Below are 19,528 nucleotides of genomic sequence, written 5' to 3'. Positions count from 1 at the left end.
CTTCGCGAGCAAGCCCGCTCCCACAGGGTTCCGTGTTGTACGCAAAATCCGTGTACGACATCAATCACTGTGGGAGCGGGCTTGCCCGCGAAGGCGGCTGATCAGACGCCAAAAATCACAAAGGCCTGGAGCATTGCTCCAGGCCTTCCCGGGTTTGCCCGCAATTACGCGGTTTTACGGAACACAAACACCAGACCGACGATGATCAACAGCATACCGAACAGGCTCAACAGCGCCAGGCGATTGCCGAAGATCAGATAGTCCATCACCGCCGTGACCGCCGGCACCAGGTAAAACAGGCTGGTGACATTCACCAGATTGCCCCGGGCGATCAAGCGGTAGAGCAACAGTGTCGCCAGCACCGACACCACCAGCCCCATCCATAGCACCGGCAGGATGAAACCGCTGCCGTGCTCGAAGTGAAACGGCTGGAAGGGTACGAAAATCCCGCACAACAGCAGTCCGGCCAGATACTGCACCGGCAGTGTGCCGAGGGGATTGTCGGTGATGCGTTTCTGCATGATCGAACCGAAGGTCATGCTCGCCAGCGCCAGCAGACCGAAAAGCATCCCGACCAGCGACATCCCGGCCAGCCCGATGCCCTGATAGACCACCATGACCAACCCGGTCAGCCCCAGGGCCAGGCCGAACATCCTGCTCCAGGAACGCTGGCGCTCCATCAGCACCACGGTGAGGATCGGCTGCACGCCCATGATGGTCGCCATCACCCCAGGCGTGACTTTAAGGTCCAGGGCCAGCAGATAGAAAATCTGATACGCCCCCAACAACACCACGCCGGTGGCCATCGCATACAGCATCGGCTTGCCACCCGCGGGCAACTTCAGCTTGAGCAACGGCACCAGCAACGCCAGGCCGCCCAGGGCGATGACGAAACGAAACATCAGGAAGGCGAAGGGCGACGCGTGGGCAAGCCCCCATTTGGAGAAAATCGCCCCGCTGCTCCACAGCAGAACGAACAGGCTCGTGGACGCCGCCGCGAGCGCGGACTTTTTCGAAAGGACAAACATGAAGACCACCTGTAGTCAGGCAAAAAGCCAACTCAGCCGAAGCTGAAATTCAGTAGTTTTTCCAGGCAGGCAGGGGAACAGCACAAAGCAGCTGATCAGCCCGAAATTCCAACGCCTGGCGGTGATACGACTGCGCACACCGGCGTGCTACTGACAGGTGGGGGGTAATGACTGATCTGCCCGGGCTGCTGATTCCCGCACGGCACGACGCCAGCGTTGACCGCTGAATCGACTACCGCGTTGATGAGGGATGCAGGCATTGGGCTGATCTTTTCTCGAAGGATAAAAAGTGAGTCCGAAACTCACCGTGCGCCGACTATAACCAGCGTACGACATGGATTGCAACGACTCGGCAACGACAGTCGGCACAGAGTCCGCATTGTGCGGTGGAGGAGCACTCAGGGATTACGTGAAGATCCATAAAAAACCGCTCACAACGAGCGGTTTTTTATTCTGTCTACGGCTTCAGCCGAACAACCAATACCCCAACAACGTCGCCACCGCCACCGCCAGCACCGGACGTAGTACGCGGTAGGCCTTGGGGTTGCGCCGCTTCAATTGCTTGACCACGCCACTGAATTTATCACTGGAACTCTTGCTCCAGGCATAGACCCGGTTAATCCCCCCCACACGCTCGTCGTCCAGGTTCTGAGGGGCTGTGGCGCGACCCAACCAGGTGCTGACACCGCGATTGACTCGGGTCATGAAGCGATTGCTCAGTGGACGCTCGATATCGCAGAACAGAATGACACGGGTCTTTTCCGTTTCATTCTTGACCCAGTGCACGTAGGTCTCGTCGAACATCACGTCTTCACCGTCGCGCCAGGCGTAAACCTGCCCATCGACAAAGATGCGGCAAGCATCGGAATTGGGGGTGGACAGGCCCAGGTGATAACGCAGGGAGCCGCCAAACGGATCACGATGCGGGTTGAGGTGGCTGCCGCCCGGCAGCAGCGCGAACATTGCACCTTTGACGCTGGGAATGCTGTTGACCAGTTCCACGGTTTTCGGACACAAGACCTCGGCGGAAGGCAGCGGTTTGTCATACCACTTGAGATAGAAACGTTTCCAGCCCTTCTTGAAGAACGATCCGAAACCGGCGTCGTTGTTCTTTGCCGCCGCGCGGATATACCCCTCGTCGAACAAGTGCATCGCTTCATCGCGAATCACCTCCCAGTTGTCCTTGAGCACATCCAGTTCCGGGAACTTGCTGCGATCCAGATACGGTTTCGAAGGCACACCGGAAAACAGGTACATCAAGGCGTTATAGGGGGCGAACAGTGCCGAATGGTTAACGAACTGGCGCAGAACCGGCAGGCGCGCCTTACCACGCAAATGCACATAGAGGGTGCTGCCGAGAAACAGCAACAACAACGATGCCTTCGCGGCAACCGATAAGGTCATCAACAACTCCTTTGAAGATAGACTGCACTGCACCACGTCTATTGCCCGACATGGCTGCCAGTATGATAAACACTACCGACCCGGTGAAAACCTGCACTTTTCAACATTCAATGTTAATGAATGTGCAACAAAGCATTTATTAACATAAGGTGCCTGAACGCTGGCTGATGTAATCCATCATCAACCGGACCAGTTCAATGGATCGCAACCAGCGATAACGCCTCAGCCATCACCGCCAGCCACAATCGGCCAATGTTTAGTGCTTACTGCTGATTCTCCTGTTCGGTAAACAGATCACTGAACAGCATGCTCGACAGGTAACGTTCACCGGAATCCGGAAGAATCACCACGATGGTCTTGCCCTGCATTTCCGGGGTCTCGGCCAGCCGAACGGCCACTGCCATGGCGGCACCGCAGGAAATCCCGCACAAGATTCCTTCTTCCTGCATCAAGCGCAAGGCCATGGCCTTGGACTCTTCGTCACTGACCAGCTCCACCCGATCGACAATCGACAAATCGAGGTTCTTCGGCACAAAACCGGCACCGATGCCCTGGATCTTGTGCGGGCTCGGCTTGATTTCGTCACCGGCCAGGGCTTGGGTGATCACCGGAGACACCACGGGTTCCACCGCCACCGAGAGTATCGGTTTGCCCTGGGTATTCTTGATATACCGTGAAACCCCGGTGATGGTTCCACCGGTTCCGACGCCTGCCACCAGCACGTCGACCGCGCCGTCGGTATCGTTCCAGATTTCCGGGCCGGTGGTTTTTTCGTGGATGGCCGGGTTGGCCGGGTTGTCGAATTGCCCCGGCATGAAGTACTTCGACGGGTCGCCGGCAACGATTTCACCGGCTTTCTCGATCGCTCCCTTCATACCCTTGGCCGGCTCGGTCAACACCAGTTCGGCGCCCAGTGCCTTGAGCACCTTGCGGCGTTCGATACTCATGGACGCCGGCATGGTCAGCATCAGCTTGTAGCCCCGGGCGGCGGCCACGAAGGCAAGGCCTATGCCAGTATTGCCGGAGGTGGGTTCGACGATGGTCATGCCCGGTTTGAGTTTGCCGCTACCCTCGGCATCCCAGATCATGTTCGCGCCGATCCGGCACTTTACCGAGTAACCGGGGTTGCGCCCTTCGATCTTGGCCAGGATGGTCACACCACGCGGCGCAATGCGATTGATCTGCACCAGAGGCGTGTTGCCGATGGAGTGGGCGTTGTCAGCGAAAATGCGGCTCATGGCTGGGTCCTTAACGACAGCATTGAAATAGGGCATCAAGGTAAGCCCTCTTGCCCGCAGGCGTCCAGTCAGGTCGAACGTCCGCTTATCAGTGCAGTCAATGGCTTTAGATCGCCAGAGATTTGCCGCCATGAAACGTCGATACAGTTGGCCCCTGCTAACCCTCATCGGCCTCGTTGTGTTGCTGATAACGCTCCACATCGCCTTGCCCTATCTGGTGCGCGACTACCTCAATGAGCGGCTGGCGAACATGGGCGACTACCGTGGCCAGATCACCGACGTGGACCTGGCCCTGTGGCGCGGGGCCTACAAAATCAACGGACTGAAAATCGTCAAGATCGATGGCAAGGTTCCGGTGCCTTTCGTCAACGCGCCGTTGATCGACCTCTCGGTCAGTTGGCATTCGCTGTGGTACGACCGGGCGGTAGTGGCCGAAGTGCAGTTCATCAATCCCGAGATCAACTTCGTCGACGGCGGGGCCAACAAGAAAAACTCCCAGACCGGCGAGGGTACCGACTGGCGCGCGCAACTAGGCAAGCTACTGCCCATTACCCTGAACGAAGTGCAGATCAACGATGGCAAGATCAGTTTTCGCAACTTCAACTCCAAACCACCCGTAAACATGAATGCCACAAAAGTGGATGCCAACATCTACAACCTGACCAACGTGGTCGACACCAAAGGCAAGCGTGATGCGCGCTTCAAAGGTAAAGCCCTGCTGCTGGGGCACGCGCCACTGGAAACCACGGCCACTTTCGATCCCTTGAGCGACTTCGAAGACTTCGAGTTTCGCTTGCGCACCACGGATATCGAACTCAAGCGTTTGAACGACTTCGCCGCGGCCTACGGCAAGTTCGACTTCAATGCCGGCCATGGCGACGTGGTGATCGAAGCCTCGGCCAGCAAGGGGCGACTGACCGGCTATATAAAGCCACTGCTGCGCGATGTTGATGTGTTCAACTGGCAGCAGGATGTACAAAACAAGGACAAAGGACTGTTCCGCTCGATTTGGGAGGCCCTCGTCGGCGGTACCGAGACCGTCCTGAAAAACCAGGGCAAAAACCAGTTTGCGACACGGGTTGAACTCAAGGGCAACGTGCATCAGAAAGATGTCAGCGCATTCCAGGCTTTTTTACAGATTTTACGCAATGGTTTCATCCAGGCATTCAATGCGCGGTATGAGCGACCCCAACCGGATGCTGGCTAACTTTTGCGCGTGACGATGTACCGGCCGGTGTCTTCTGCCGCACGGGATGAATTCGTTTGCTGTTGCAGGAAGTCCCACCCCAGGCAGGCCAAGGCCAACGATCGCGGCACCGCTTCGCGACCACTGCTGTATCGGGTGATGCTACGGGTACTGACCCCCAGCGCTTCAGCCGCTTGATTTAGCGGCAACCCGGTGCGAGCACGCCAATCGATAAAGATTCGGGTGTTCTCGTCGGCTGCATTTTGCGCCAAGGCATCCAAGTAGAGAGTATCTGCACCAATCTGGATATCAAGTTCAGGCCATTCGACACTCCAGCCATCGTCACCCAACGCTACATACTCAAAAGCAACGCCCTGTAAAGGTTGCAGGCCTGGATAGGCATGCAGGTCGCGGCTCAAATCGAGCAGCAGCTGCTGGCCATCGATAAATGTCAGCGCCAGACGATAATCCGACAACGCTTGCACTGCCGATAGCCGTGGTCGTTTCATGGGTAGCATCGTTTCCAATCCTCCAGCAATTGAGTCTGGTGAGCTCTGACCCACTCCAGAGCTTCCCTGAGAATCAGCGGCGGCGCCTTGCCCACCATCACTTCGACAGTTTCCAGGCTCAACATGACGTCCAGCCCGCCACCCGTCAGATGAACGTGTGGCGGTGGATGATCCTTTTCGCGCAACTGAATGCGGTATGTATCTCGAAATCGGTATTTTGTAGACATGCCCGGCATGCTATCGCCAAAATGGCGATATCTCTATGCTGGCCAGTAACCGAGACTGAGTCAAGATGTGACGCCCCATTCAGAGACTGAATAAGCCGTCTGCGTTCACAGTCGACCGGGCTGCGCGTTATAGTCGGGGCTGACCATTTTATTGCGCCCCCGCCCTGCCTCGTTCAGGTCGGCGTTACCGTTCGAGGATTAGCAGATGAAGTTCGAAGGCACCCAGGCCTACGTCGCCACCGATGACCTGAAGCTGGCGGTCAACGCCGCCATCACCCTGGAGCGGCCATTGCTGGTCAAGGGCGAACCGGGCACCGGCAAGACCATGCTCGCCGAGCAACTGGCCGAATCCTTTGGCGCCAAGCTGATCACCTGGCATATCAAGTCCACCACCAAGGCCCACCAGGGCCTGTACGAGTACGACGCGGTCAGCCGCCTGCGCGACTCGCAACTGGGCAACGAAAAAGTCCACGACGTACGCAACTACCTGAAAAAGGGCAAGCTCTGGGAAGCCTTCGAATCCGAAGAGCGGGTGATCCTGCTGATCGACGAAATCGACAAGGCCGACATCGAGTTCCCCAACGACTTGCTGCAAGAACTCGACAAGATGGAGTTCTACGTTTACGAGATCGACGAAACCATCAAGGCCAAGAAACGTCCGATCATCATCATTACCTCCAACAACGAAAAAGAGCTGCCCGACGCCTTCCTGCGCCGCTGCTTCTTCCACTACATCGCTTTCCCCGACCGCACCACCCTGCAAAAGATCGTCGATGTGCACTACCCGGACATCAAGAAAGACCTGGTCAGCGAAGCGCTGGACGTGTTCTTCGACGTGCGCAAGGTGCCGGGCCTGAAGAAGAAACCTTCGACCTCCGAGCTCGTGGACTGGCTCAAGCTGCTGATGGCCGACAACATCGGCGAAGCGGTGCTGCGCGAGCGCGATCCGACCAAGGCTATCCCGCCGCTGGCCGGTGCGCTGGTCAAGAACGAACAGGACGTGCAACTGCTGGAGCGTCTGGCGTTCATGAGCCGTCGCGGCACCCGCTAAGAGGCTGATGCCATGCTGCTCAACCTGTTCAATGAAATGCGCGCAGCCAAGGTGCCGGTCTCGGTGCGCGAGCTGCTGGACCTGATCAACGCGCTGAAACAGCGCGTGACCTTCGCCGACATGGACGAGTTCTATTACCTGTCCCGGGCGATCCTGGTGAAGGACGAACGGCATTTCGACAAGTTCGACCGGGCCTTCGGCGCCTACTTCAATGGCCTGGAAAAGCTCGACGACCACCTGCAGGCACTGATCCCGGAAGACTGGCTGCGCAAGGAATTCGAGCGTTCGCTGACCGACGAAGAGCGGGCGGCAATCCAGTCCCTCGGTGGCCTGGACAAGCTGATCGAAGAGTTCAAGAAACGCCTCGAAGAACAGAAGGAACGCCACGCCGGTGGCAACAAGTGGATTGGCACCGGTGGCACCAGCCCGTTCGGCTCCGGCGGTTTCAACCCGGAAGGCATTCGGGTCGGTGATGCCGGCAAACGCCAGGGCAAGGCGGCCAAGGTCTGGGACCAGCGCGAATACAAGAACCTCGACGACTCGGTTGAGCTGGGTACGCGCAACATCAAGGTCGCGCTGCGTCGCTTGCGCAAATTCGCCCGTCAGGGCGCGGCGGAAGAACTCGATATCGATGGCACCATCGACCACACCGCCAAGGATGCCGGCCTGCTGAACATCCAGATGCGACCGGAGCGGCGCAATACCGTCAAGCTATTGCTGCTGTTCGACATCGGCGGCTCGATGGACGCCCATGTGAAGATTTGCGAGGAGCTGTTCTCGGCCTGCAAGACCGAGTTCAAGCATCTGGAGTACTTCTACTTCCACAACTTCATTTATGAATCGGTGTGGAAGAACAACATGCGCCGCACCTCCGAGCGCACGTCGACCATGGACCTGCTGCACAAGTACGGTGCCGACTACAAAGTGATCTTTATCGGTGACGCCGCCATGGCGCCCTATGAAATCACCCAGGCGGGCGGCAGCGTCGAGCACTGGAACGAAGAAGCCGGTTACGTGTGGATGCAGCGGTTCAAGGAGAAGTACAAGAAGCTCATCTGGATCAACCCGTATCCGAAGGACACCTGGGGCTATACCTCGTCGACCAATATCGTGCGGGATTTGATCGAGGACCAGATGTATCCGCTGACCCTTCGGGGGTTGGAGGAAGGGATGCGGTTTTTGTCCAAGTAGAAATTCGTCGCCTGTGAAGGCCTCTTCGCGAGCAAGCCCGCTCCCACATTGGTTTTGTGCACGACACAGATAAAATGTGGGAGCGGGCTTGCTCCGGGCGGCGATCCGACGAAGCTTTTAGCGGTGAGTGAAACGCTGCAAGTACTCGACCTGTTCGCGATGCGCCATTTCCTGCACCACCGGCCGCAACCGCACCTTCGCCCCCGGCAAACACTGCGCCAGCCTCGCCAGCGCCAACGGCGTCAACGCTCCCAATCGCGGATAACCGCCAATGGTCTGTCGATCGTTGAGCAACACAATCGGCTGCCCGTCGGGCGGCACCTGGACTGCCCCCAACGGAATACCTTCGGAAATCATCGGTTGGCCCTGGTACTGCAGCGCCGTGCCCAACAGGCGAATGCCCATCCGGTCGGCTCGGCTGTCGATGCTCCACACGCTGTTGAACGCATCGAACAGGCTCTGCCCGCCAAACTCGCCAATCTGCGCACCGAGCACCAGATCCAGCAATGGCTCACCGGTGAAATCCGGCACCCATTGGCCCGGCAACTCCCGGAGCAATACCAGCGAGTTCCCCGAGTAGCTCAAGGACGCGCCTTTACCCAGCGCATGGCCCATTCCGTCCAGGCCGCCGAGTTCCTCACGCACCACCGTCGCGCTGCTGCCCAGCACTTTCGGTGCATCAAACCCACCCGGCGCCGCCAGATAGGCCCGGGCACCGAGTAGCGGCCGGGTGAATTGCAAACGCTGACCTTTGTGCAACCTGAAACTGCGCCAAGGCGCCAGCGCCTCGCCATCCACCTGCGCACCCAAATCCGCTCCGGCCAGCGCCAGTACGCAATCATCCTCGGCAACGACGGTGAACCCGCCGAGGGTGATTTCGATCACCGACGCATCCAGTCCGTTGCCCAACAGCCAGTTGGCCCAAGACATCGAACGCCAATCGGCCGCTCCGCCCTGGGTCACGCCCAGATGCCGCACGCCGAATCGGCCGGCATCCTGCAACAGGCACAGCGCCGTACTCGCTTCAATCATCAGACGGCTCATGCCTGGGCCTCCAGCGGCGTATCGTCACCGCCCAGGTTAATGAATTCGGCATGGCCGACCGCTTCGAACCTTACGGTGTCACCGGGTTGCATCAAGCTGTAGCCGTCACGGTTGCGATCGAACAATTTGGTCGGCGTGCGGCCGATCAAATTCCAGCCCCCCGGCGACACCACCGGGTAGGCCGCCGTTTGTCGTTCGGCGATGCCGACACTGCCGGCGGCGACTTTCTTGCGTGGCGTGTTCAGACGCGGCGCGGCGAGCACCTCCTCCACCAACCCCATGAAGGCGAAGCCCGGCGCAAAGCCCAGGGCAAACACCTGGTACTCACGCTCGCAGTGACGACGGATCACCTCCTCCACCGCCAATCCGCTGCGTTGCGACAACAGGCTCAGCTCCGGCCCGACACTCAAGTCGTACCACACCGGCAACACATGGCAGGTACCGCGCGTACGCGCATTGGGCGACAGATCGATCAGTGCCAGGGCAATCAACTCGCGGGCCTGGGCGGGACTCAGTGCGTTCAAGTCGTAATGCACCATCAAGGTGGTGTAGGACGGCACCAGATCGATCAGATGCCCGGCGAATGCCGCGCGCAGACTTTCACTGGCCGCCAGCATCCACGGCATGTTGGTTTCGGCAATTTCATCGAACAGGCGCACCATCAGGCAATCCAGCGCCACAACCTCTACCCGCAGCTTCATGACGCGCTCTGCCGGTTCAAGGCTTCACGGATACGTTGCACGGCAGCGACCGAACTGGCGTTGTCGCCGTGCACGCACAGGGTATTGGCCTGCAAATGCAGGGCACTGCCGTCACTGGCGGTGAGCGGATCGCCACGGGCGATGGTCAGTGCCTGCCCGATGATTGTTTCCGGGTCGTGATGCACCGCTCCCGGCAGTTGTCGTGACACCAGCCTGCCGGCGCTGTCATAAGCACGGTCGGCAAAGGCCTCGAACCACAGGGTCACGCCGTATTCATCGCCCAGTTGTTGGGCGGCGCTGTTGTCGCGGGTGGCCATCAACATCAACGGCAGGTTGCGGTCATAGGACGCTACCGCTTGCAGCACAGCGCGCAGCAGTGTCGGGTTGGCCATCATGTCGTTGTACATCGCGCCATGGGGTTTGACATAGCTGACCCGCCCGCCCTGGGCCCGGCAGATACCGTCGAGGGCGCCGATCTGGTAATGCAGGATGTCTTGAAGTTCCTGGGTGGCATAGGCCATGGAGCGACGGCCGAACCCCACCAGGTCCTGATAGGCCGGATGCGCACCAACTTGCACACCGTGGCCGAGGGCCAGGCTGACAGTCTTGCGCATGATGCTCGGGTCGCCGGCGTGAAAACCGCAGGCGATGTTGGCGCAATCGATGAAGGGCATGATTTCCGCGTCCAGACCCATGGTCCAGCTGCCGAAACTCTCGCCGATGTCGCAGTTCAATAGCAGGCGGCTCACACTGAACACTCCTGTAGGCTTTATTCTTTTCAGCTGTGGGACATATCTATAAGACAGCCCCGCAGGTTATCAGTTACTGGGCGTCGAGTTGCTTGCCACGGGTTTCCGGCAGGCTCAGGGCCGCGAGGATCACCACCCCGTAGGAAACCGCCGCAAAGGCACCGATGCCTACACTCAGTGGCACGGTCTGGCTGAGCAGGCCGATCAGCAGCGGAAACAACGCCGCCAGCGCCCGGCCGATGTTGTAGCAGAAACCCTGGCCCGAACCGCGAATGCGTGTAGGGAACAACTCGGTCAGGAATGCGCCCATGCCGCTGAAAATCCCCGAGGCGAAGAAGCCCAGCGGAAAGCCCAGCCACAGCATCACGCCATTGCTGACCGGCAGTTGGGTGTACAGCAAGACAATGGTGAACGAGCCCACGGCGAACAGGATGAAGTTCTTTTTGCGTCCGAGGATGTCGGTCAAATAGGCGCTGATGACATAACCGACGTAGGACCCGACGATCACCATTGCCAGATAACCGCCTGTGCCGAGTACGCTCAAACCGCGCTCGTTTTTCAGGAAAGTCGGCAACCAGGACGTGATCGCGTAGTAGCCACCCAGCGCGCCGGTGGTCAGCAACGAAGCGCGAATCGTGGTGAACAGCATGCCGGGGGCGAAGATCTCGTAGAACTTCGACGGATTGCTCGGCTCCTGTTTAGCCTTGGCCTCACGGTAGATTTCCGGGTCTTTCACCAGTCGGCGAACGAAGATCACGAAAATCGCCGGCACGATGCCAAGGATGAACAGCGCGCGCCAGGCGTCTTCCGGTGGCAATACCGAGAACAGTAGCGCATATAGAATCGCGGTCAGCCCCCAACCCAGCGCCCAGCCGGACTGCACCATGCCCACCGCCTTGCCACGGTCCTGGGCACGAATCACTTCGCCGATCAGCACCGCTCCGGCCGTCCACTCGCCGCCGAAACCGAATCCCATCAACGTGCGGGCAATCAGCAGTTGCTCATAGCTCTGGGCAAAGCCGCAGAGGAAGGTGAAGAAGGCAAACCACAGCACGGTCAGTTGCAAGGTGCGCACACGACCGATGCGGTCGGACAGAATCCCCGCCACCCAGCCACCGATGGCCGAAGCGATCAGCGTGCTGGTGTGAATCAGCCCGGCCTGGCCGGTGGTGATGCCCCACATGGCAATCAGGGTCGGCACCACGAAGCTGAGCATCTGGGTGTCCATGCCGTCCAGGCCATAGCCGATCTTGCAGCTCCAGAAGGTGCGGCGTTCCTGCTGATTGATGTTGCGATACCAGTCGAAAGGTCCCGGGCGGGCCGAGGCTTTCGGAATGAAGGGGGTGTCGGGCGCACTCATGGCAAATCTCCGCGCTGATTTTATTGGTATTGTTCTGAGCCCCGACGACGCCTATCGTGGGAACCGGATGCGCCGATTTTTGGACGCGTGCCCCTGCTGCGTCCAACTAATAAAAACCCGCCTTAGACATAAGAAATCTTTATCCCATGAACCTGAAGTTTCTCGAGACCTTCGTCTGGGTCGCCCGACTCAAGAGTTTTCGCCTGACCGCCGACAAGCTCTTCACCACCCAGGCCTCGATTTCCAGCCGCATCGCAGTGCTTGAAGGCGAGCTCGGGGTAAAGCTGTTTCTGCGGGATTCACGCGGCGTAAGCCTGACGCCCGAAGGCCTCAAGGTGCTCGATTACGCCGAGCAGATGATGGACACCATGCAGGCACTCAAGCAGTCGATCGAGACCCGCTCGAGCAAGGCCGGACGGGTGCGCATCGGCGTGATGGACACAGTGATCCACACCTGGCTCAGCCCGCTGGTGGCGCAGATGACCGATCACTACCCACTGGTGGAAATCGAACTGGTGGCCGATACCTCGCTCAACCTCTGCGATCAGCTGCAAAAAGGCTTCCTCGATGTGATCCTGCAAACCGACCTGCTGCGCCAGGAAAGCGTGCGCAGCCTGGAACTGGCGAGCCACCCGATGGGCTGGATTGCCGCCAGCAACTCCCTGTACAACCGTGAGTATTCAGGCGTCGCCGATCTGGCGAAAGAGCGGATCATTACCTACTCGAAAAACTCTCACCCGCATCAGCAAGTGCTCGCCCTGATGCAGGCCAATGGCGTGACGGCGCCACGGCTGAATTGTGTGAACTCGGTGTCGGCGATTACCCGGCTGCTGCGCGACGGCTTTGGCATCGGCGCGTTGCCTCCGGTGCTGGTGGCCGAAGAGCTGGCACGGGGTGAACTGACCCTGCTGGACATCGATCAGCGACCACCCGACCTGCAGGTGGTGGTGTCGTGGCGAGTGGGCGTGGAATGGGTCGAGGAGATTGTGACGTTGTGTCAGCAAGTGCTGGAGGAATATGCGCGAAAGGTGGGAGAGCGCTACATGGTCTTGAGCAAACCCCTGGCCAGCCCCTGAAAAGGCGACCCCTAATGTCATAAGTAGTAATTGCTATCATTTGCATTAATATTTTGAAAATGTATTCTCTGCGCGCACTTAGCTAAATCACTGTCCAGAAGGAGTCGGACTCGATGCGCGCTTACACGCAAAAACAGCAGCAATTGCTCTCAAACTGGAGCGAAGCTCTCGGCACTCCGGCCTTCCAGTCCCAACGCATCACCCTCGACCATTTGAGCAATGCCCTGGAGCCCGCCGCGCAGCGCAGCTTCCAACGCCTGATCCAGGCGCTGTTTCGCGAAGGCCTGATCAACCCTGACGCCTGCGAATACGACGACAACAGCCGTTGCTGGTTGCCGCTTGGCGACGGTGCGCGGCTTTGCTTCGATCACCTGTCGAGCGGAAGAATGAACAGTTGGGACGTTCGCGGCAGCATCGTCCTGCACACCCCCGACAGCCTGCCCCACAAAATCCAGTTGCCCAGCGAACTGCTCGCTCACCTCGGCACTCAGCTCAACCCGCCCGCCTCCCCGCAGGTACTGGAACGTCTGGCCCGCGAACTGGACGATAGCTACAGCAACGACACCCTGTGCCTGGCGTTCCACCATGGATGGACCGAGCGCCTGAGAGAGCAGATCGACACCGAGCACGACGACAACTTACTCGCTTGGCTCAAAGCCAGCCCCGACCATCAGAACCCGACGTCATTGCTCGAACAGTGGGGCACGCTCGGCCACCCCTGGCATCCGAACTACAAGACCAAACTGGGCTTGAGCGCTGCACAGGTCATCGCGTTCTCGCCGGAATTCGAAGCGAGTTTTCCGATTCTGCTGTGCGCCCTGCACCGTCAGTACGCACACGTCGAGTCACTGGCCGGCACCGCCGATTACTGGGACTGGTGGCAGGGCCACTTCCCGCAGGCCGCTGAACAATTGCAGCACCATTTGCAGCAACGGGGCCTGGAGGCAGCGGACTATCTCCCGCTGCCGTCGCACCCATGGCAAGTCAATCAAGAACTGTCCAATTCGTTTGCCGGCGAGATCGCCGACAACCTGCTGATCGTCACCGACATCGTTGCCTTCACCGGCCACCCGACCATGTCCTTCCGCACGGTCGTACCTGAGGCCAGCCGCGTTGCGCCGATGGTCAAACTGCCGGTGGCCTTGCGACTGACCAGCGTACAGCGCACCGTATCGCCGCGCTCGGCCCGGATGGGACCGCGCATCAGCCAACTGATATTGCAGATTCTCGATCATGAACCGCAGATTCAACGCCTGTTGAACATCGTGCCGGAGCGCATCGGCGTTCATTACGCGCCACAACCGGCCAATGACGAACGGTCCCGGCATGCCGCCGTGTTGTACCGCGACAACCCGCTGACCCTGCTGCAAGAAGGCGAACTGGCCGTGCCGGTCGGCAGCCTGTTCGCCGTCAACGAATTCGAACAACCGTTGCTGCGTGACTGGGTGCAACTGGCTCAGGGCCGTGACGACAGCGAGACCATGCTGGCGTTCTTCGATGATTACCTGTCGATTGCCGTCCCGAGCCTGCTGGGCATCTACCTGATGTATGGCGTGGCGTTCGAAGCGCACCAGCAAAACAGCTTCATGGTGATGGGTGCTGACGGGCAGTTGAATCGGCTGCTGCTGCGAGACTTCGGCGACATTCGCATTGATCGCAAAACCCTGCACGCCAAGGGTCTGGATATCCAGCTGCACGATCCGAAAATGACCCTGTTCGACGACGCCGGTTTTGTCCGCGACAAGCTCCTGCACACCACGTTCATGTGCCACCTCGGTGAGTTGACGTTGCTCTGCGCCCGCCACTGGAATGTGCCGGAAAACAGCCTTTGGGATCGCTTGGCCATGCACGTTGAACAGTGCTTCGAGAACGTGCGCGAGCACGTCGAACCGGCGCGCTGGGAAAGCGAGCGTCACGCCCTGCTGGAACAGGATTGGCCGGCCAAATCGTTCATGCGCATGCGCTTGCACGACAGCCACGCCGACATCGTCGGACGCCTGAGTAATCCGCTGCGAACCAACGCCAATGCTCGCTGATGGTCGTGCATTACGACTGCTGATCGTCATCCAGTTTGTCTCCATGGGCGCCATGGAAATGAGCGGCCCGTTCTGGCCCTTGCAGATCCAGCATCTGCTTGGACCAGAGGGCGCCGGCTACACCGCACTGCTATCGGCGCTGGTGTATGCCGGCCCGATGCTGGCGGCCATGCTGCTGACGCCAGCGTGGGGACGGTTGGGTGATCGCACCGGACACAAGCCGATGATCGTTCGGGCGTTGCTGGCACTTGCGCTGTGCCAGGGGCTGGCGGCGATTACCCTCGACCCGTGGCTGCTGGTGGGCATTCGCGTGATGCAAGGCGCATTGGCCGGTTTTCTCGCCGCCGCGCAAGCCTATGCCCTGACCTGTTGCGACAGCTCCCGGCGCGGTCACACCCTGGCCCGCCTGCAGTCGGCAACCGCCGTCGGCTCGCTGATCGGCCCGGTACTGGGTGGCTGGCTGATGGACATCTCGGGGTTTGCCCTGCTCTGTTATGGCGCGTCGGCGATTTGCCTGGTGTGTGCACTGGGGAGCTTTTTCCTGCCGGCCGACAAGGCGCGTGCCTCGACGAAGAAACCGGTTGCCCCTGTGGCCCTGCCTAAAGGCTGGCTCAGTGGAATCCTGTTGGTGATCGTGTTGATTCAAACCGCGAAGATGATGCCGCAACCCTTCTACGCGCTGTACGTCGCCGACATTCTGCGCGCGCCGGGCTGGCTGATTGGCGCTACTTACGCGGCGAGCGCCGCGACCCTGGCCATCTCCGCACCGCTGTGGGGGCGTCTGTTCGACCGCTGGCAGCCGGCTTACACCTTGCGCGTCATCGAAGGCGTTGCCTGGCTCTGCGCCCTGACGCTCGCGGCCACGGCACTGGCCAGCGAATGGCTGGGTTTTCTCGTCAGCCGGTTGGTCTGGGGCATCTGGCAAGGCGCACTGCTCCCCGTCGCCTATGCGCTGATCGCCAACACCGTGTCTTCAAGCCAGCAGGGTTTTGCCCTCGGCCTGGGCAACAGCGCGGCCAAGGCTGGCGCTCTGCTCGGTGCCGTCCTCGGCGGGATCGGCATGGGGCTGGTCGGGCTGGCCCACAGTTTCTGGTTGGTAGCGTTGACCTACGCACTGGCCGCCATCGGGATCCGCTGGGTGCGCTCTTTCAGCTCCACACCTGCCCCCGCAATCGTATCTGCCCACACTTATCACGACTAAAAAAAGACCACCTCATGACCCGAACCAAACTTTCCCTGTTGATTCCGTTGCTCGGCTCCGTCGGCGCCCAGGCCTGGGCCGAAGACACCGACCAGCAACCCGGCACCTTAAACATGCAGGCCACCGTCGTTTCCGCGACGCGCAGTGAAGCGACCATTGCCTCGATTCCAGGCTCGGTCCAGGTGATCGACGAACAACAGATCCGCCAACAGAGTGGCGCCGGGCGTCGGGTCTCCGACATCCTGGGGCAACTGGTTCCCGGCCTGGCGCCGTCCAGCGGCGGGATGAGCAACTTCGGCCAGACCCTGCGCGGGCGCAACATGCTGGTGTTGATCGACGGCGTGTCGCAGAACGCCACGCGTGACAACTTCCGCCAGCTCAACAGCATCGCACCGGCCAGTATCGAACGTATCGAGGTGGTTTCCGGCGCCAGCAGCATTTATGGCGCCGGTGCTTCCGGCGGTATCATCAACATCATCACCAAGCGCAATCAGGGTCAGGACCTCGCCTACAGCAGTAAACTGGGCCTGACCACCGGCAACAACCTCAACAGCAAGGGTTTCGCCTACGAGGCCTTTCAGAGTGCGACCGGGCGCAAGGATGCCCTGGACTGGTATGTGTCCGCCGACCTGACCCAGCGCAACGATCAGTACGACGGCAACGGCAATCGCATCCCTCAGGACACGTCCCAGGGCAGCAACATGGACACCGACACCTATGACCTGCAAGGTCGTTTCGGTTACGAACTGGATGCCGACAAAAAACTCAGCCTGTCGCTGCAGGACTACAAGGACCAGCAGGACACCGGCTACACAAAAGACCCGAACAACCGGCAAGAGGCCGTGGCGGTCAAAGGACTGAAACTCGACGACCAGCCCTACACCCATAACCAGGCGGCCAACCTCAACTACACCGACAACGACTTCTACGGCCAGGGCCTGCAAGTGGAAAGCTACTGGCGCCGGGCCGACGCGCTGTTCTTTCCGGACCTGTCGCGGGGCAAGGCCGGGATCTCCGACAACAACAGCGTGCAGGATGTGTACGGCCTGCGTGCAGCCATCGACACGCCGTTGCCGGCCATCGGCAGCGCCACGGGCAACCTGGTCTGGGGCGCCGACTATGATCACGAACGGTCCCGCCAGCGCGGTGACCAATACACCCTCAATGGGCTGACCTACACCAAGACCGGCACCACTTACGAGTTGGGCCCGGATATCGAAACCACCACCAAGGCGCTGTTCGGGCAGATGTCCTGGGACATCGGAGACTGGACCTTGCGTGGCGGCGTGCGCCGCGAATGGATCGAAAGCGATGTCTCCGACAGCATCGCCTACGGTCAGATCGTCCAGACCGGCGTACGCGCCATCCTGCCCGGTGACACCCTCAAATACGATGCCACGCTCTATAACCTGGGCGCGGTCTATCACCTGAGTGAACATCAGGACGTCTTCGCCAATTACAGCCAGGGGTTTTCGCTGCCGGACATCCAGCGCTTCTTGCGTGACGTGAACAGCACCTTCGACATCCAGAGCCTCAACGCCCAGGCCATCAAGGTCGATAGCTACGAGCTGGGTTGGCGCGGTGACTGGGACCAGTGGCAGGCCGACGTCACCGTCTATGAAAACACCTCGGACGTGACTCAGTTCTACGATGCCAATGAACGTGTCTTGCGTCTGATCAACCAGAAGGAGCGGGTTCGCGGCATCGAAAACAGCCTGACCTACCGCGCTACCGATCACTGGTCGGTGGGTGGCACCTATGCCTGGGCCAAAGGCGAAACCCAGCAGAACGGCAAATGGATCGATCTGCCGGCGACACGCATTTCTCCGGCCAAGACCACGCTGTTCGTCGGCTACACCGAAGACGACTACTCCCTGCGTCTGCAAGGCATGCACCTGGCCAGTTACGACGCCGCCGCCAAGGACAACAACGGGCGCGACATCGAAGGCTATACGCTGGTGGACCTGCTCGGCTCCGTGGACTTGCCGGTCGGTCGCCTGGAAGGCGGGGTGTACAACCTGACCGACCGCACATACGTCAACCTGTTCGCCCAGGCCAACGCCAGAGCGCCCTACCCCAACGCCGAAGGGCGTACCTTGAGCATGACCTATTCGATAGATTGGTAATCAAACAAGGAGCCGGCTTGCCGGCTCCTTGACGCTCAAGGGTGTTACAAGCCGCGCAAATCCCGCTCTTCGATCGGCCGGCTCTGGCGCAGACGCTTACCGCCCAACACCACCCAGTCAATCAGCCGGAACAGGCACTCGATCCCGAACGACAGCAGCAACGCGCCGCTCATACCCCAGACCATCGCTTCGGGCGTCAACAGGATCTGGTAGCTGTAGCCATTCCAGGTTTCCTTGCGGATATCCGGATCGGCAGCCAGCATCACCTGCAGGAAGCGGATGTACCACGGGCCCTGCATCGCCTGGAATTGCTTGTCCAGCGCCAGTTGACGAGTCAGCAGGTTGCTCAGGCTGTCGGCGTCACTGCGAAATATCGGGTCTTCGCTCGCGCGGTAGTGGGCCACCAAGGCTTGCATGTCCCCCTTGAAGAACTGATTGGCGGTGTTCTGGAAGCCGCTCAGGCTGGTCTGCGCCTCGATCAGGTGCGCCTCGACCCGTTTGGCATAATCGCTGATGAAGCCCGGCACCTGGACACCGATCAACAGGCCCGCCGCGAACAACACCAGCCGTAGATAACTGAGCAACATGCAAGGAGTCCTTATTCGGTCTGGCCCTGGCTGACGCATTCGCCGCGTCGCCACAGGCTCCATTGACCCGGTTCGTAACGGGTCCAGGTTTCGTTTTCGGTCAGGGGTTCGGTGGCGATGACGGTCACCACATCGTTTGGCGTGGTTTCGGCCTGAAAATCGACGATCACGTCGACATCTTTCAAGCGCGCCGGGCCAAACGGTGCGCGACGGGTGATTTGTGCCAGCTTGGTCGAGCAATAGCAGAACAGCCAGTCGCCGTCGCTGAGCAGGCAGTTGAACACGCCTTTGCTGCGGTACTCGGCGCAAGCGGCCACCAAGTCAGGCAGCAAGGCTTCGACCTCGACCGGCTCGGGAAACGCCGCACGCACACGGTTGAGCAAATCACAGAAAGCCGCTTCGCTGTCGGTATCGCCGACCGGGCGATAGAAACTGGCCACTGGCTGGAAGTCCGCCAACTGGCCGTTATGGGCGAAACACCAATTGCGCCCCCACAGCTCACGAACGAACGGATGCGTGTTGGACAGGCAGACCTTGCCGACATTGGCCTGGCGGATGTGCCCGATCACCACTTCGCTCTTGATCGGATAGCGCTGCACCAGGTTCGCAACTTCCGACTCGCTGCTCGCAGCCGGGTCCTGGAACAGCCGCAGCCCACGGCCTTCATAGAAGGCGATGCCCCAGCCATCGCGGTGCGGGCCGGTACGCCCGCCGCGCTGCATCAGCCCGGTGAAGCTGAACACGATATCGGTCGGGACATTGGCGCTCATGCCCAATAACTCACACATGCTCGGACTCTCGCTCAATCGCAGGG

The 19,528-nt window shown here is 60.0% G+C and carries 18 protein-coding genes; 7 read left to right on the top strand and 11 right to left on the bottom strand.

Annotated features, from left to right (window positions below; translation table 11 throughout):
• Positions 1-164: 164 nt before the first annotated feature.
• The 3 genes from ASD95_RS10195 to cysK form a co-directional block, all read right to left on the bottom strand.
• Positions 165-1,028 (bottom strand): DMT family transporter, encoded by an 864-nt coding sequence (locus tag ASD95_RS10195; protein ID WP_056721373.1) that lies wholly within the window; start codon positions 1,026-1,028, stop codon positions 165-167.
• 465 nt (positions 1,029-1,493) lie between these two features.
• Positions 1,494-2,432, bottom strand: coding sequence for an aspartyl/asparaginyl beta-hydroxylase domain-containing protein (locus ASD95_RS10190; protein WP_056721371.1), 939 nt, complete (start codon positions 2,430-2,432; stop codon positions 1,494-1,496).
• A 263-nt stretch (positions 2,433-2,695) separates the two neighbouring features.
• A complete protein-coding gene (gene cysK / locus ASD95_RS10185; RefSeq protein WP_056721369.1) occupies positions 2,696-3,670 on the bottom strand; it encodes a cysteine synthase A in 975 nt (324 codons plus the stop codon).
• 130 nt (positions 3,671-3,800) lie between these two features.
• Between cysK and ASD95_RS10180 the strand changes: the two genes are divergently transcribed.
• Entirely contained in the window at positions 3,801-4,877 is a 1,077-nt protein-coding gene (locus tag ASD95_RS10180; RefSeq protein ID WP_056721367.1) for a DUF748 domain-containing protein, read from the top strand.
• Here the strand turns inward: ASD95_RS10180 and ASD95_RS10175 are convergent.
• Complete coding sequence (locus tag ASD95_RS10175) at positions 4,874-5,374, bottom strand: DUF2442 domain-containing protein (protein WP_056721365.1); 501 nt, start codon at positions 5,372-5,374, stop codon at positions 4,874-4,876. The two genes, ASD95_RS10180 and ASD95_RS10175, sit on opposite strands and share 4 nt — an antisense overlap.
• The gene (locus ASD95_RS10170) at positions 5,362-5,592 is read right to left on the bottom strand and encodes a DUF4160 domain-containing protein (RefSeq protein ID WP_056721363.1); all 231 of its coding nucleotides are present in this window, start codon (positions 5,590-5,592) and stop codon (positions 5,362-5,364) included. The genes ASD95_RS10175 and ASD95_RS10170 overlap by 13 nt, the downstream gene beginning before the upstream one ends.
• Before the next feature lie 205 nt (positions 5,593-5,797).
• On the opposite strand from ASD95_RS10170, the gene ASD95_RS10165 reads away from it, so the two are divergent.
• Both ASD95_RS10165 and ASD95_RS10160 read left to right on the top strand, forming a co-directional pair.
• On the top strand, positions 5,798-6,643 hold the full coding sequence (locus ASD95_RS10165; protein WP_007911294.1) for an AAA family ATPase: 846 nt from the start codon (positions 5,798-5,800) through the stop codon (positions 6,641-6,643).
• 12 nt (positions 6,644-6,655) lie between these two features.
• Positions 6,656-7,834, top strand: a complete 1,179-nt coding sequence (locus ASD95_RS10160; RefSeq protein WP_056721361.1) for a vWA domain-containing protein — start codon at positions 6,656-6,658, stop codon at positions 7,832-7,834.
• A 117-nt stretch (positions 7,835-7,951) separates the two neighbouring features.
• Here ASD95_RS10160 and ASD95_RS10155 read toward each other — a convergent pair whose 3' ends face one another.
• The 4 genes from ASD95_RS10155 to ASD95_RS10140 all read right to left on the bottom strand — a co-directional run bounded on the left by ASD95_RS10155 (position 7,952) and on the right by ASD95_RS10140 (position 11,688).
• A complete protein-coding gene (locus ASD95_RS10155; RefSeq protein ID WP_056721359.1) occupies positions 7,952-8,878 on the bottom strand; it encodes a biotin-dependent carboxyltransferase family protein in 927 nt (308 codons plus the stop codon).
• Positions 8,875-9,579 carry a 5-oxoprolinase subunit B family protein gene (locus tag ASD95_RS10150; RefSeq protein ID WP_056721357.1) on the bottom strand — a complete coding sequence of 235 codons (705 nt, stop codon included), beginning with the start codon at positions 9,577-9,579 and terminating at the stop codon, positions 8,875-8,877. The genes ASD95_RS10155 and ASD95_RS10150 overlap by 4 nt, the downstream gene beginning before the upstream one ends.
• Positions 9,576-10,328 carry a 5-oxoprolinase subunit PxpA gene (locus ASD95_RS10145; RefSeq protein ID WP_056721355.1) on the bottom strand — a complete coding sequence of 251 codons (753 nt, stop codon included), beginning with the start codon at positions 10,326-10,328 and terminating at the stop codon, positions 9,576-9,578. Before ASD95_RS10145 ends, ASD95_RS10150 begins: the two co-directional genes overlap by 4 nt.
• Positions 10,329-10,401: 73 nt before the next feature.
• A complete protein-coding gene (locus ASD95_RS10140; protein WP_056721353.1) occupies positions 10,402-11,688 on the bottom strand; it encodes an MFS transporter in 1,287 nt (428 codons plus the stop codon).
• Positions 11,689-11,834: 146 nt separating this feature from the next.
• On the opposite strand from ASD95_RS10140, the gene ASD95_RS10135 reads away from it, so the two are divergent.
• From ASD95_RS10135 to ASD95_RS10120, 4 genes are all read left to right on the top strand, one after another.
• Positions 11,835-12,764, top strand: coding sequence for a LysR family transcriptional regulator (locus ASD95_RS10135; RefSeq protein ID WP_056721351.1), 930 nt, complete (start codon positions 11,835-11,837; stop codon positions 12,762-12,764).
• Between the two features lie 113 nt (positions 12,765-12,877).
• Complete coding sequence (locus tag ASD95_RS10130; protein ID WP_056721349.1) at positions 12,878-14,800, top strand: IucA/IucC family protein; 1,923 nt, start codon at positions 12,878-12,880, stop codon at positions 14,798-14,800.
• Complete coding sequence (locus ASD95_RS10125) at positions 14,790-16,001, top strand: MFS transporter (protein ID WP_056721347.1); 1,212 nt, start codon at positions 14,790-14,792, stop codon at positions 15,999-16,001. The genes ASD95_RS10130 and ASD95_RS10125 overlap by 11 nt, the downstream gene beginning before the upstream one ends.
• Positions 16,002-16,015: 14 nt before the next feature.
• Complete coding sequence (locus ASD95_RS10120) at positions 16,016-18,127, top strand: TonB-dependent receptor (protein ID WP_056721345.1); 2,112 nt, start codon at positions 16,016-16,018, stop codon at positions 18,125-18,127.
• 44 nt (positions 18,128-18,171) lie between these two features.
• Here ASD95_RS10120 and ASD95_RS10115 read toward each other — a convergent pair whose 3' ends face one another.
• Together ASD95_RS10115 and ASD95_RS10110 are read right to left on the bottom strand one after the other, a co-directional pair.
• Entirely contained in the window at positions 18,172-18,714 is a 543-nt protein-coding gene (locus ASD95_RS10115; RefSeq protein ID WP_056721343.1) for a DUF2937 family protein, read from the bottom strand.
• 11 nt (positions 18,715-18,725) lie between these two features.
• Entirely contained in the window at positions 18,726-19,502 is a 777-nt protein-coding gene (locus ASD95_RS10110; RefSeq protein ID WP_056721341.1) for a class II glutamine amidotransferase, read from the bottom strand.
• Between the last annotated feature and the right edge of the window lie 26 nt (positions 19,503-19,528).

This window comes from Pseudomonas sp. Root71, assembly GCF_001429045.1.
Lineage (GTDB): Bacteria > Pseudomonadota > Gammaproteobacteria > Pseudomonadales > Pseudomonadaceae > Aquipseudomonas > Aquipseudomonas monachiensis.
This window is presented reverse-complemented; position numbering and strand designations above follow the sequence as displayed.